The following is a 13,417-nucleotide window of genomic DNA, read 5'->3' as shown; positions in this document are numbered from 1 at the left end:
TAAAACCTAGTGTATCCGCCTGTCTCATTCGCTCTAAATATCCACCTATGTGGTCGTTGTTTTGAGGTTTTGTTTTATATGGAAATTAATTGCTTCTCATAAGTTGAGAAGTGTTGTTTTTCTCGTCCCATCAATACACTTATCGCCTGTTCTAAATGAATATTCTCACTGAATGATAATTAGCATAATTTTAGGTCTGCCTATTTCTTACTTGATGAGAATTGATGGTCAAAGAGGCCTAGAAAACAAAAGTTTCGAGAGGCAATCTGACTGGCTTAGGCACCTATCTCACGTTGAGCTCGTGCTCAATGAATGAGAAAGAGTAGAGTAAAGAGGTCTCATGAATCAGGTAATATCTATCGGCCCACAGGAGTCGTTCCTCGTCGCAATTTGCGTGTTGTTTTTAGGGCAGTTCATCAATACCAAGTTACCAACCTTAAAAAAATTTAATATTCCAGAGCCAATTGTTGGTGGTCTAGTGGTCGCTTGCGTAATCACGACGATGCACTTAAATGGTGTGGATGTCTCCTTTGATTTACCACTGCAAAACGTCTTTATGCTGATGTTTTTTGCAACCGTTGGCTTAGCGGCAAATTACACCCAACTGATTAAAGGCGGTGCGAAGGTTTTCATCTTCCTAGTTGTGGCATCGGTCTACATTCTTATCCAAAATGCGGTCGGCGTGTCCTTAGCAACAGCGTTGGGGTTAGATCCACTCATGGGGTTGATCGCCGGATCCATTACGCTTTCTGGCGGACATGGAACTGGAGCTGCGTGGTCGCAAACTTTTCAAGAAATGTATGGTTTGCATAATGTTCTAGAGGTGGCAATGGCTTCTGCTACATTTGGCTTGGTGATGGGCGGGATTATTGGCAGCCCTGTTGCACAAAAGCTACTAAACAAACACAACTTGGAATCGGAATACGGACGCACCAATCAAAGTCATCAGAGTTTCCCTGAACTGGTGACGTACAACGAACATGAGGAAGATCGCGTCACAGCGAAAAGAGTCGTTGAAAGCTTGTCCATCATTCTACTTTGCGTGACAGGCGCGAAGTATCTGGAGAGTTGGGTAAGCAGTTTTGACATCAAGTGGTTAATGATTCCCGATTTTGTGTATGCGCTGTTTATTGGTGTTGTTATCACTAACATCATGGAAGTGACGAAGGCGCGCAAGGTTGATTTAGAAACCGTTGATATTCTTGGCACGGTTGCACTATCTCTATTTCTTGCCATGGCCTTGATGAGTTTGAAATTGTGGAATATTTTCGATCTTGCGATCCCATTCCTTATTATTCTTGCTATTCAGTCGGCAGTGTTGGCGATGTTCACTTACTACGTAACATTCCGCATGATGGGAGGCAACTACGATGCGGCGGTGATCGCTAGCGGACACTGCGGTTTTGGGTTAGGTGCTACACCGACTGCGGTCATGAATATGGGCTCCATCGTGAGTCGATATGGTCCATCACCACAAGCATTTATGGTGGTTCCAATTGTCGGTGCATTCTTCATCGACATTGTGAATTTAGTGATTTTGCAAGGGTGCATCGCTTTTATTCGATAACATTCGCTTTTTTACCGAAATAACAAAGCCAGCACCTATACGCTGGCTTTGCTATTTGTAACACGAAATCTTGTTTGCCTGACTTCAAGCTGTGAAATCAATGCGTTACTATGACGACATAGTGTTCAATTTTGCAGCAGCATGAGGTACCCACATGTCTGAAAAAATATCGACGTCGGCATTAGCGAAAATGCGCAAGGTAGAAGCTAAGCTGCTGTTTGCCGATCTCAAACGTGCAGGCTACATCGTTCGCCAAGATGAAAAGTGGATTTTGACCGAAGAAGGGGCAAAGTTTGGCGGTGAGTATGTGGATCACCCTAAATTTGGCCAGTTCATCGTCTGGCCGACCAACTTACATATTGAGCTGACTCCCAGCTCAGGGAAAACATTGAGCGCGACACAACTGGGTGAAAAGCTGAAATTGAATGCGAAGCGCATGAACCAGCTTTTGAGTGAACTGGGTTGGTTGACCAAATCCGAAGAGGGATGGAGTGTCACAGAAGCTGGTGTGCGCGCTGGTGGGCAGCAAAGAACCGATAAAGAAACACAAAATACCTTTGTCGTATGGCACGATGTGGTGCTGCGTAACAAGCGTCTTAAGCAGTCTGTCATTGAGTTTTTAGGGCAAGACGCGGAGTCACATTCTACGGATAAATCGTACTCAAGCTTTCGCCAAAAATTTGAAGCCAAGCACCGAACATTAGATGGGCATTACGTGCGCTCTAAGGGGGAGTTGCTCATCGACAACTGGCTGTACTTGGCTGGTGTTGTGCACGCTTATGAGCGTCAGTTGCCGATTGACCAAGATGTCACTAGCGATTTTTACTTGCCAGGTGGCAAAGTCTATTTGCAATTTTGGGGAAGTGACGATGGGGAGATGGCTCAGGCCGACCGTGAGACCATTCGTACTGTTTATGAGCAGCATCATTTCAATCTTATCGAAGTCGAACCGAGTGAACTAGACAAGTTGGATGAAGTGCTTCCTAAGCGTCTTCGTCAGTTTGGTATTAAAGCTTATTGACGACTTAAGCCCGCTGTTCAGATAAGAAAAAACCCGTGTTCAACACGGGTTTTGTATTTTTAGTGTGTTTCTAGGCTGCCATCCTATGGGTTAAAAGCCTTTGATGTTTTCTGCTTCTAGCTCAGAGAAGTACTTCACTGTCTTCACTTTCAGTTCTTGTTGAGCTGGTTCGTCGCATACGATCACCGCTTTAGGGTGAAGTTGAAGAGCAGAAACTGTCCATAGGTGGTTTACACAACCTTCCACGGCTGCTTCAAGTGCCTGAGCTTTGTTATGGCCAGTGACCAAGATCATCACTTCTTCTGAGTCTAGAAGCGTACCAACACCGATAGTCAGCGCGTATTTAGGCACTTGGTTGATATCGCCGTCAAAGAAGCGAGAGTTCGCAATGCGAGTGTCTTCAGTGAGGGTCTTGATGCGAGTACGAGAAGAAAGAGATGACGCTGGCTCGTTGAACGCGATGTGACCGTCGTTACCCACGCCGCCCATGAACAGGTTGATCTTGCCGTAAGACTTAATTTTGTCTTCGTAACGCTTACATTCTGCGTCGTGATCGTCTGTGTTACCGTTCAGTAGGTTGATATTTTCTTCTTGAATATCAATGTGATTAAAGAAGTTGTTGTACATGAACGAACGGTAAGATTCTGGGTGATCCGCAGGGATGCCAATGTACTCATCCATGTTAAAAGTCACGACGTTTTTGAAGCTGACTTCGCCGGCTTGGTAAAGCTCGATTAGGGCTTTGTAGGTTGCTAGAGGAGTGCCACCAGTTGGTAGACCCAGAACGAATGGACGCTCAGCAGTAGGTTTAAAGTCGTTGATACGCTTAGCGATATGCGCAGCTGCCCACTTACCTACTTGTGCTGCTCGAGTTAACGGGATAAGTCTCATTTTGTGCCCCTAGTTATTGGAATTGACGATGTACTGAAACATTAATTCGCATTATAAAATAAGTAATGGCGAACTGCTATTGTTTTAGGTCAAAATTTTGCTTTTTCTTTAACCAATGTTGGTTTTGTCGACGATTTTTATATCTAAATGCTTTTATAAGACGATTTTTACAAAGAAATTGCATTATGAAACTGACGAATCAATAGATAAAATTTATGATCTAAATTAAGTTCTGCCTTCGCACTTAACCTTGTTTTTTAACAACCTACAGAGTGCGAAATCGCACACGAACTTCAAATATTATGGGTTAGATATGGCATGGCGCTCATTCTTTAACCATAATTGAAATGTGTAAACCAGTGAGGAATTCGGTATGAAAAATGAGTTAGATCCGAGCAAAGTACTACAGGCTTACGAATGTGTGATGAACAACGGTACGCCAACCGAATTTGGTAAAATGTATGAAGGTGTAGAAGCGTTTTCTGACTACGATGGGTACAACGTTTTCTTGAGAGGGAATGGTGTTGAGCTAAAAATTGGCTTCCACAACACCTATCACTTGGAATATGACCAAGAGCATTTGAAAGAGAGCTTTCTGAAAAAGATTGCGACGCTCGCCAAGTAAACGGTCATCACCCAAATATTAAAAAAGCCCTTGGGAGAATGCCCCCTTGGGCTTTAGGAGAAGAAATGAGCTTGTCTTGCTCGCTCAGTAAAGTCAAACGAGCTTTCGCCTACTGCTAGAAAAAGGCGAGAACTAGGTTATTGGTTATTAATCGTCTTCAACCAAACTCTCTTCAATGTATTCTTCTGTGGCGTCAGGCTTGTTACGACCATTTAGCGTATGGAAGCGCTTGCGACCACGAGCAAGTTGGGTGTACTTTAGCCACGTACGCTCAAGTTTTGTTTTTGCTTTGCCCGGGTTTTCTAACACCTTGATGAAGTGTTTCTCTTCGCTGTTTTCAGGTGTTAATTCGCCTGACTCTAAGCCAAGCATTGTATCCCCATAAATTGTTAGGATTTCCTCTTCTGAAAGAGTAAAATCGCCAGACTTTGCAAAGCCGCGTGGGAATTTTACGTTATCGTAAAAACGTTTTTTGCCATGACGGAATTCAGTGTCAGACATGTCAACAGCCTCTGTAACCGTTATTGATGAATGTAGTGAACTTACGGCGAAAATTAGGCTTAAATCTAACAAAAGAAAAACAAAACTTTTTTGTCGTCATGATTTTAATTAGTTGTTAATCTGGTTTTATATTAACCAGGAGATGGTTTATGGATGTAAAAGTCTTTCGAACATTTTTAGAGCTGGCAAGAGTTCGTCACTTCGGACGTGCTGCTGAGAACCTTTATATTACCCAAGCCGCTGTGAGCGCACGTATCAAACAATTGGAAAGTTACTTCGATACGCAATTGTTTATTCGTGATCGAAATAACATAAAGTTGACCTCTGCAGGTGAGCGCTTAATCAGCTATGCCGAGGTAATGGTCACTACATTGCAACAAGCGAAGCTAGAATTATCGCTTGAAGATGGCAAAGCGCTGCAACTAACGTTAGGTGGCACGCCAAACATTTGGGACGCTTATTTACAGAATTGTTTAAGTGTCGTCACAGATTCGTTTGGTGGTTATGGCTTCATGGCAGAAGTGATGGGACGTGAGATGCTCAGTCGTAGCTTGCTAGAGCGCACGTTAGATATGGCATTTGCGTTCGATCAGATCAAAGCTGATGAGCTTAACTGTAAAAAAGTGGCAGATGTTGTTCTCGTTCTGGTATCAACTGAGAAAGATTCTTTAGACACCGTTTTCGAAAACAAATATGTGTACGTTGACTGGGGGACGCGTTTCTCCTCAGAGCATTCTGAACGTCACCCTAAGATTCCGGCTCCATATTTACGCACTTCAACAGCGCGTATCGCATTGGACTTTATTTTAGAGAAGGGTGGAGCCGCGTACTTACCAATCTCTCTCGTGGAGCCATTTATCGCTAATGGGCAGCTTCACAAGGTGTCTGGAGTAGAAGATTGGTGTCGCCCTATCTATTTGAGCTATCGTAAAGCTAGCTCGTCTGTAGACGCGATTAAGCAAGTGGAAGAAATTGTCAAAGAGATCGATCCACTGACCGCTTACAGTTTTCAGCAAATTGGTTCTGGCACTTCCGACGAATAGCGTTGAATGAAAAGTCAGAAAAACGAAAAAGCCGCCTTGAGAAATCAAGGCGGCTTTGTTTTTATCTCGATGAATCGATAGTTATGGTAAGTCAAACAACAGGGCTGTTGTGCTTTCGTTTGATGTATTGCGCAAAACAACCTTACTCTGGTGTTCAACCTTCGCGCCGTCGCCAGCCGTCAAAGTGGTATTGTCGACACTAAGGCTCCCAGTCACTTGATGGATGAATAGATTTCGGCCCGACTCAATCTCAAAGTTTAGTTCGCTACTTGGCTCAAGAATTAACTGATGCAAAGTCGCATCTTGCTTAATAAGTAGCGTGCCGTTTTCTCCAGTTGGAGTTGCGATAGTCGTTAACCCAGGATTGCGACCAAAATCTTTTTGCTGATAACCTGGTTTGGTTCCAAATGTGTTCGGTTGAATCCAAATCTGTAGAAACCGCAGCGTATCTTGGTTCGATGCATTGTACTCACTGTGGTAAATCCCTTTCCCTGCCGACATGAGTTGGAATTCACCTGCAGGTAGTGTTTTGACGTTACCTTCACTGTCTTTGTGTGCGATAACACCTTCCAATACATAGCTGATGATCTCCATATCACGGTGGCCATGTGTATCAAAACCCGCGCCAGGCTTGACTACATCGTCATTAATGACTCTCAGCTCAGAAAAGCCCATATGTTGAGGATCGTAGTAGCTACCAAAAGAAAACGTATGTTTGCTATCAAGCCAGCCAAAGTTTGCTCGACCTCGGTCTGCTGCATGTCTTACCGTAATCATAAGGCCTCCTTAAGAGAGCTTTTTGTTTAAGAAGTTATCTAACGCTGCTTTACCTGCGCCAGAGAACGCCAGAGAAACGCTTGCTGCCAGTAATGCTAAGCCAAACTCGTAACCGTTGTTTGCCATGAACAGGCCATTTTCAAAGTGGACAGAGAATATCGCTACCACCATCGTGAACGCCAAAGCAACCGCTGCTGGTCGAGTTAGCAGACCAAGTAAAATGAACAAGCCGCCAAAGAACTCTGCGCTGCCCGCAAGTAACGCCATGAGCACGCCAGGACCTAAACCGATAGATGCCATCCACTGACCTGTGCCTTCTAGCCCGTAGCCACCAAACCAGCCAAATAGTTTTTGTGCGCCGTGCGCCATAAAGATAATGCCGATTGGAACGCGAAGTGATAGTGCGCTGTAACCTGCGTTTGATGTGGTAATTTTCTGTAATAGTGCTTTCATGATTCTGTCCTCTGACTCTTTTCAATGAGTGGGAAGCGTGTGCTCCCGTGCTGTTGAGAACAGTTTAGGTAGAGGCGAACATAAAAATAACGGGAGGATTTTGATAAACTCGTTCTAAAAAATTGAATGATTGGTTTTTATTTATTTAAATCAATGTCTTGATTTTTATATTTGGGTGTTTATTTGCCGATTATTGTCTGTTTTAAATCAAGGTCTGTCATTATTTTCGATAAACATTTTTGCTGTTAAACAAAAAAAAGAGCACATGTACTGTGCTCTATTGCTTTCGCTTTTAACAAGGGAGAAAGGTGTGTTAAAGAAAACCGTCAGAGGTTCATTAAGCTCTCTAATGACTCCTCTACATTGTTGTAGTGATAAGTTCGAATATTACGTCCATCCGTCGCATTAATCTGAATTTCTGAGATCTCGTTATCTGAGTCTCGTTCGATAATTCCAATAGAATGATCTACGGATTTACTGGTAATAACCTTTTGGTTTCTTAATACAATTACGCAAGTATGTAAGTCCATGCCAATTCCCTTTAGCCGACGTTGTTGTGATGTTCTGGATCTAACTTTAGTGTACAAAAGCGCTAATGCCAATAAATCTCAATATTGAGTTCCGAAAATGGCTAATTGTGGGCGCTTAAGCAAGCTACAATAACACTATATTGAATGATGCCTATGAACAATAAATGACAAAAGGCATGAGCAAGGAAAGCACTATGTTTATTCACCCCCATACCTCACTGACCTTCGAGCAGTGTCACAAGGCGCGAGTCGCGCGAGACAGTCGTTTTGATGGGCGATTTTATGTGGCGGTAAAAACAACGGGAATCTTTTGTCGTCCGATTTGCCCGGCAAATTTGCCTAAAGAAGAAAATGTTGAGTATTTCGCTGATAAGACGCAAGCCCTTCAAGCAGGGTACCGTCCGTGTTTACGCTGTCGACCTGATAGCGCGCCTGGATCTTGGGCATGGAAAGGTGTCGAGACGACCTTTCAACGAGCGATTTCGTTAATTGATAGAGGGGAGTTGCATCACCATTCGGTGTCTGAGTTGGCTGAGCGTGTTGGGATTTCTGACCGTTACTTACGTATGTTGTTTGAGCAGTATCTAGGTATGTCACCCAAGCAGTATGCGCAATATCAGCAACTAATGTTCGCCAAACAGTTGCTTCACTCCAGCTCTATGTCGGTCACCGACGTGGGGTTTGCGTCAGGTTTTAACAGTACGCGCCGCTTTAACGATGCTTTTCAAAAGTTTCTCAAACTAACGCCTTCTCAAGTACGCCGTAAAGAGTTTGATGGTGCGGGTTGCAATCGAATTGCCTTACCTTATCGAGGTGAGTTGAATTGGTCGCACATGTTGGACTTCTATCGTTTGCGAGCGGTTGAGGGGGTTGAGCTAGTGAGTGATGAGAGTTATCAGCGCAACGTTTTTTTGGATAACAGCAAAGCCTGGTTTAAAGCGACAAAAGGTGAAGGATACTTAGAACTGGCGTTTGAAATTGAAGACGTAACGAAGCTGCAAAACTTGGTGTCTGACATTCGTCGTATGTTCGATCTTGACGCTGATATTTGTACTGTTGAGCAGCATTTGGAGTATGTCGCGCCTGGGCTCGTGTCGAGTAAAGGTATTCGTATTCCTGGTGTATGGAATGCATGGGAAGCAGGGGTTAGAGCGATTTTAGGCCAGCAGGTGTCGGTTAAAGCTGCGATTGGTCAACTTAACTTATTGGTGGCCACACTTAGTGGAGAGTCAGAAAAACGTTTTTTCCCGACTCCCAGTGATATTGCGAACGCCGACGTGAGCTTTTTGCGCATGCCGCAAAGCCGTAAAGAGACGCTAGTGCGCTTCGCCCAGTTTATGCAGGACAACTCAGAAGCTGACCCCCAGCACTGGCTAGCTTTGAAAGGCATTGGACCTTGGACCGTCAGTTATGCTCAACTGCGAGGGCAATCTCAACCCGATTGCTTTCTAGATAAAGACTTAGTGGTGAAAAAGGCGATGCAGCGTTACCCATCACTGAATACGCACACTGCGGCCCCTTGGGGAAGCTACGCGACGTTTCACTTATGGAATCAATCATGAAAACATTTTATACCGAAATACCGAGTCCACTAGGAACGGTGACTATCCAATCGAACGCTGAGGGCTTGCTTGGCATTTGGTTTGAAACATGCACCACTAAGCCTAGTGAGCTGGGAGTGCGAGACGAGCAGCATCCGGTTTTGCGCCAAGCTGTCACCCAACTGGATGAATACTTTGCTGGTCTGCGCAACGAATTCGATTTGCCCCTTGCAGCGACAGGCACTGATTTTCAAAATCAAGTTTGGCAGGCACTAACGACCATTCCATATGGGGAAACGTGGAGCTATCAAGATCTCGCGAATGCGATAGGTAACCCTAAAGCTGTGCGTGCTGTTGGGTTAGCAAATGGGAAGAATCCGATTTCTATCGTGGTGCCTTGTCATCGCGTTATTGGCAAAAGCGGAAAACTGACTGGGTATGCAGGTGGAGTGGAGCGCAAGCAACGTTTGCTCGCGTTGGAGCAAGGCACACCGCTTTAAGTGAGGCGATTCTCATATAGGGATTAAGCGTGCTACACAGGGGTAACGATAGTGTAGAGTTTCATATTCGTTATACGAACAGAAAAAGGACAATAAGGACATGCCTTTCAAAACGGATTTTGATGCCTTCATGAGTGAGTGTTGGCAGCATCACGAGGAAAATCCCGAACAAATTTATGCTCAGCTAGAAACGGCTCTGAGCGAGGTGGAAGACGTTACCCAAATCGAGCGAATATTCGCATTGATGCTGCATACCGCTATTGGGCATCTCCAGAGCCCAGAACAGTTTCTTACTTGTTTAGATCACTTTGATGAACGCAAGGTTGCCGAGAGTTTGGCATTTCAACGCAGTATTGCCGTTGCGCGCTACTTCGTAGATGGCACTGACAATATGGAATTATTGGAAGAGCAAGAACAACGCCGAGTTTACGCTTTGATTTCGAATGAACTTTCTGCACTTGTTCAGCTTGAACTGGCGAGTCAATGGTTGGTGAAGGCAGCGTTAGGAATGACGCCGAACGATGCAGAAGGGCCATTAGCGCGCGCTATCGCGATCACTGCGAACAACTTAGCATGTCAGTACGAAGCGCTGGCTGAGCGCACGTGCATGGAAAAATCGAAGATGTTAGAAGCAGCGACACTCGCGCTAGACTATTGGAAAGTGGCAGGGGGGTGGATGCAAGAAGAGCGCGCAGAGTATCGCTTAGCGATGAGCTTGCTTAAAGCGGATAAACCGCAAGAAGCCAAAGTGCATGCTGAGCGCTGTGAGGCTATTTGTCAGCAAAATGGTAGCGACGCGTTTGAGCTGTTCCACGCACATGACTTGTTGATGCAAGTACACTTCCATCTTAGCCAGAAATATAAAGCTAAATTGGATGAAGAGATGCAGCAGCACTGCAAAACGAGCTCGTTGACGTGATCTTAGCGTTGAATGAAAAAAGCCCCGAGCGACTGGCTGGGGGCTTTAGGGTTGTTGACTATGCAGCGATGATTATGCTGCTTGCGCTTTTGCTTGGTATCGTCCTGGTTTATGGTTCATCGCCAAAATCAAGTTCGTTGCGATGGCACCTAGAACAGATAGAGCGATAAGGTGCACATCTACAATGAACAGTGACATCACCACGATGGCACAATCTAACGCCATTTGAACTTTACCCGCTCGAACTCCAAAACGTTCCTGAAGGTACAACGCTAGAATGTTAAAGCCACCCAAACTCATTTTGTGACGGAAAATTACCAACATACCGATTCCAATCAGCCCACCACCCAAAAGTGCCGCATAGAAAGGTTCGATTCGTGAAATCTCAATCACATGATGCAGATGATCGACCGCAAAAGAGACAATCGAAACCGCAATAAAGGTATTGATAGTGAAGCGCCAACCCATGCGCATCACAGATAAAATATAAAAAGGGAGGTTAAGAGCGAAAAATATCTGACCAAAACTGAAGTCACTCACTTTGGTTAGGAAGATCGCCAAACCAGCCGTACCGCCAGTGAGCAATCCTACTTTGCTAAAAAATATCACCCCAAGTGACACCAACGCACTGCCGAGCGTCAGAGCCAAGAGGTTCTCTCTTAGGCTATGATCTTTGTCCATAAATTAATTTCCTTGGTTTAAAAACCGCGCCGGAGATAACACGTCTCACGGACGCGATAGACAGTCGCCAAAATAGCAACTAACAAATCGGCCAATAAAATGTCGCGAAAAGTGATGGATGTCGAGTTTTTGGACGAAATTATGATGATATTAACCTGTTTAACATAATGTACACAGATAGAAAAACAACAAGGAAAAGTTATGATTAAGAAAGTTGGCAACACCCAAATCAACACATTACATCGACTGAGTTGTCACTGTGGAAAAGTTGAGCTGGAACTGGCGTTACCCAATGGTATTGAGAAGCCGAGACGGTGTGACTGTTCTATGTGTCGACGTCGTGGCGCGATTGTAGCATCTGTACCTTTGAACGGTATTCGTATTGTGCAAGGCGAAGACGTCTTGAAGCAGTATCAATTTAATACACACACTGCGAAGCACTTTTTCTGTGGCGAGTGCGGTATTTATACGCACCATCAGCGTCGTTCTGACCCGAGTGAGTATGGCTATAATGTCGGCTGCTTAGAGGGCGTCAACCCATATGATTTGGGAGCGATTGAAGTGATGGATGGCGTTAACCATCCATCCGACCGTTAGGTTACATTGCAAGTTAAGTGACTAATTCTAGGTGTTTTTAAGTAAATAAACCGCTATTCATCCACAAGTGTACCGCAATACTGGCGGCATAACCCAAGGCGATGACGGGAGCCCACTTTAAGTGGCCAAAGAAGGTGTATTGTCCACGCGCGGCTCCCATTAAAGCGACGCCTGCCGCGGAGCCAATGGAAAGCAAACTGCCACCGACACCTGCGGTTAATGTGACCAGTAGCCAGTTGCCCATCGACATGCTTGGTTCCATGGTCAGTACAGCAAACATAACCGGAATGTTATCGACGATTGCAGATAGGACACCAACCATTACGTTTGCCCAGACTGGGTTCCATTGCGTGTACATGACGTTTGAAACCAGTTCGAGGTAGCCAAGTAAACTTAAACCGCCAACACACATTACAACACCGTAGAAGAACAACAAGGTGTCCCATTCAGCTCGAGACACACGATGAAACACATCAAACGGAACCACTGAGCCTAAGCGCTTCAATGCCTGATCATCGCCATTGGCAATTGCCATAGCTGCTTTTTTTGCGAGTGAGTGTTTGAGAGTTTGGCGCAAAAAATATCCGAAAAACTGTAAGTACGCCAAGCCCATCATCATGCCCATAACGGGTGGGAAGTGCAGCACAGCATGGAAAGAGACTGCGGTGGCAATCGTCAAAATGAACAACGCGACAATACGCCTTGCCCCGCGTTTTAGCTCAACGTGTTGGTGAATCGTATTCGGTTTTGTGTTTGGAACAAACAGTGACATCAAAAACGCGGGAACCAAGTAGTTCACCAATGACGGTACAAACAACGGAATGAACTCAGCAAAGCTGACATGACCGGCTTGCCACACCATCAGGGTTGTAATATCCCCAAATGGGCTGAATGCACCGCCAGCGTTGGCTGCGATAACAATGTTGATACAAGCAAGATTGACGAACTTAGGATTATCACCAGAGACTTTCATCACTACAGCGCACATCAAAAGGGCCGTAGTTAAGTTATCGGCAATCGGTGAAATGACAAAAGCGAGAAACCCCGTCAGCCAGAACAACTTTTTGAATCCAAAACCTTTACAAACCATCCACGCCTGTAAGGCATCGAAGAGTTTGCGTTCTTCCATTGCGTTGATGTAGGTCATCGCCACGAGCAAAAACAGCAGCAACTCGGCATATTCCAACAAGTTATGTTCTAGTGCGGATTTGGCGATTTCAGGCTGGTTGTGCTGAGCAAAGGTGTAGCCAATCAGAATCCAAATTAACCCTGCAGCGAGCAGCACTGGCTTGGATTTTCTCATTTTCAGATACTCTTCCAACATAACCAGTATGTAAGCGATCGAAAAGATAATCAGAGCCGCGTAACCGACACCAGAATTAACGAGGTTCAGTTCATTGGTTGATGCAGCAAAGGTGGCGCTAGAGAACAACAAACAGCAGAAAGCCACAATTGGATAGATTGGCATAGACATTTCTCCTTTGTCTGGTTGGAGAAATATTAGCCACAAATGAATGAGTTAGTTGTGAGAGAGCTCGAATTAACAGTAGGAGTTAGGAAATGATAGTGTGCGCCACTATTTTCTGAGTGACGCAATGCTTGCTGCGCCGAATAAAACCGCAGCGGCATATAAACCGTAAGTTAACCAGTGACTAATCTCTAAAAAAGGAACGAGTCCTTGACCTGCCCACATACAGCCTCCGTTTAATGAGCAATGTTGTAATAGTCGAGCCAATTTAAAGGAAATGAACAATGTTTTTTGTGAGTGAAA

The 13,417-nt window shown here is 44.8% G+C and carries 15 protein-coding genes; 8 read left to right on the top strand and 7 right to left on the bottom strand.

Features of this window, described 5'->3' with window-relative positions; genetic code table 11:
- Positions 1-340: 340 nt before the first annotated feature.
- Together gltS and R7F67_RS02435 are read left to right on the top strand one after the other, a co-directional pair.
- Entirely contained in the window at positions 341-1,567 is a 1,227-nt protein-coding gene (gene gltS, locus R7F67_RS02440; RefSeq protein WP_005374443.1) for a sodium/glutamate symporter, read from the top strand.
- Positions 1,568-1,721: 154 nt separating this feature from the next.
- Complete coding sequence (locus tag R7F67_RS02435; protein WP_005374442.1) at positions 1,722-2,588, top strand: hypothetical protein; 867 nt, start codon at positions 1,722-1,724, stop codon at positions 2,586-2,588.
- A 90-nt stretch (positions 2,589-2,678) separates the two neighbouring features.
- Here the strand turns inward: R7F67_RS02435 and nagB are convergent, their stop codons facing one another.
- Positions 2,679-3,479 carry a glucosamine-6-phosphate deaminase gene (gene nagB / locus R7F67_RS02430; RefSeq protein WP_005374441.1) on the bottom strand — a complete coding sequence of 267 codons (801 nt, stop codon included), beginning with the start codon at positions 3,477-3,479 and terminating at the stop codon, positions 2,679-2,681.
- A 373-nt stretch (positions 3,480-3,852) separates the two neighbouring features.
- On the opposite strand from nagB, the gene R7F67_RS02425 reads away from it, so the two are divergent.
- On the top strand, positions 3,853-4,104 hold the full coding sequence (locus tag R7F67_RS02425; protein ID WP_005374440.1) for a DUF3081 domain-containing protein: 252 nt from the start codon (positions 3,853-3,855) through the stop codon (positions 4,102-4,104).
- 147 nt (positions 4,105-4,251) lie between these two features.
- On the opposite strand, the gene R7F67_RS02420 is transcribed toward R7F67_RS02425, so the two are convergent.
- Positions 4,252-4,605 carry a DUF413 domain-containing protein gene (locus R7F67_RS02420; protein WP_005374439.1) on the bottom strand — a complete coding sequence of 118 codons (354 nt, stop codon included), beginning with the start codon at positions 4,603-4,605 and terminating at the stop codon, positions 4,252-4,254.
- A gap of 149 nt (positions 4,606-4,754) precedes the next feature.
- Here R7F67_RS02420 and R7F67_RS02415 point away from each other — a divergent pair, with 149 nt between their 5' ends.
- A complete protein-coding gene (locus R7F67_RS02415; RefSeq protein WP_005374436.1) occupies positions 4,755-5,648 on the top strand; it encodes a LysR family transcriptional regulator in 894 nt (297 codons plus the stop codon).
- Between the two features lie 81 nt (positions 5,649-5,729).
- On the opposite strand, the gene R7F67_RS02410 is transcribed toward R7F67_RS02415, so the two are convergent.
- The 3 genes from R7F67_RS02410 to R7F67_RS02400 all read right to left on the bottom strand — a co-directional run bounded on the left by R7F67_RS02410 (position 5,730) and on the right by R7F67_RS02400 (position 7,408).
- On the bottom strand, positions 5,730-6,425 hold the full coding sequence (locus R7F67_RS02410) for a pirin family protein (RefSeq protein WP_017821043.1): 696 nt from the start codon (positions 6,423-6,425) through the stop codon (positions 5,730-5,732).
- Between the two features lie 9 nt (positions 6,426-6,434).
- Positions 6,435-6,878, bottom strand: coding sequence for a DoxX family protein (locus tag R7F67_RS02405; protein WP_005374434.1), 444 nt, complete (start codon positions 6,876-6,878; stop codon positions 6,435-6,437).
- A 326-nt stretch (positions 6,879-7,204) separates the two neighbouring features.
- On the bottom strand, positions 7,205-7,408 hold the full coding sequence (locus tag R7F67_RS02400) for a hypothetical protein (RefSeq protein ID WP_017633816.1): 204 nt from the start codon (positions 7,406-7,408) through the stop codon (positions 7,205-7,207).
- A gap of 194 nt (positions 7,409-7,602) precedes the next feature.
- On the opposite strand from R7F67_RS02400, the gene R7F67_RS02395 reads away from it, so the two are divergent.
- The 3 genes from R7F67_RS02395 to R7F67_RS02385 all read left to right on the top strand — a co-directional run bounded on the left by R7F67_RS02395 (position 7,603) and on the right by R7F67_RS02385 (position 10,368).
- Positions 7,603-8,970, top strand: coding sequence for an AlkA N-terminal domain-containing protein (locus R7F67_RS02395; RefSeq protein WP_085569478.1), 1,368 nt, complete (start codon positions 7,603-7,605; stop codon positions 8,968-8,970).
- Entirely contained in the window at positions 8,967-9,449 is a 483-nt protein-coding gene (locus tag R7F67_RS02390; protein WP_318056866.1) for a methylated-DNA--[protein]-cysteine S-methyltransferase, read from the top strand. The genes R7F67_RS02395 and R7F67_RS02390 overlap by 4 nt, the downstream gene beginning before the upstream one ends.
- A 100-nt stretch (positions 9,450-9,549) precedes the next feature.
- Positions 9,550-10,368 carry a hypothetical protein gene (locus R7F67_RS02385; protein ID WP_258475652.1) on the top strand — a complete coding sequence of 273 codons (819 nt, stop codon included), beginning with the start codon at positions 9,550-9,552 and terminating at the stop codon, positions 10,366-10,368.
- Between the two features lie 72 nt (positions 10,369-10,440).
- On the opposite strand, the gene R7F67_RS02380 is transcribed toward R7F67_RS02385, so the two are convergent.
- Positions 10,441-11,049, bottom strand: coding sequence for a YitT family protein (locus R7F67_RS02380; protein ID WP_005374427.1), 609 nt, complete (start codon positions 11,047-11,049; stop codon positions 10,441-10,443).
- A 201-nt stretch (positions 11,050-11,250) separates the two neighbouring features.
- Between R7F67_RS02380 and R7F67_RS02375 the strand changes: the two genes are divergently transcribed.
- Complete coding sequence (locus tag R7F67_RS02375; protein ID WP_054576509.1) at positions 11,251-11,646, top strand: GFA family protein; 396 nt, start codon at positions 11,251-11,253, stop codon at positions 11,644-11,646.
- 37 nt (positions 11,647-11,683) lie between these two features.
- Here the strand turns inward: R7F67_RS02375 and nhaD are convergent, their stop codons facing one another.
- The gene (gene nhaD, locus R7F67_RS02370) at positions 11,684-13,114 is read right to left on the bottom strand and encodes a sodium:proton antiporter NhaD (protein ID WP_258475651.1); all 1,431 of its coding nucleotides are present in this window, start codon (positions 13,112-13,114) and stop codon (positions 11,684-11,686) included.
- Positions 13,115-13,417: the final 303 nt, after the last annotated feature.

The sequence above is a fragment of the Vibrio sp. YT-17 genome (assembly GCF_033337375.1).
GTDB lineage: Bacteria > Pseudomonadota > Gammaproteobacteria > Enterobacterales > Vibrionaceae > Vibrio > Vibrio alginolyticus.
The sequence above is the reverse complement of the archived record's forward strand: the minus strand, read 5'-3'. Positions and strand labels throughout refer to the sequence as shown.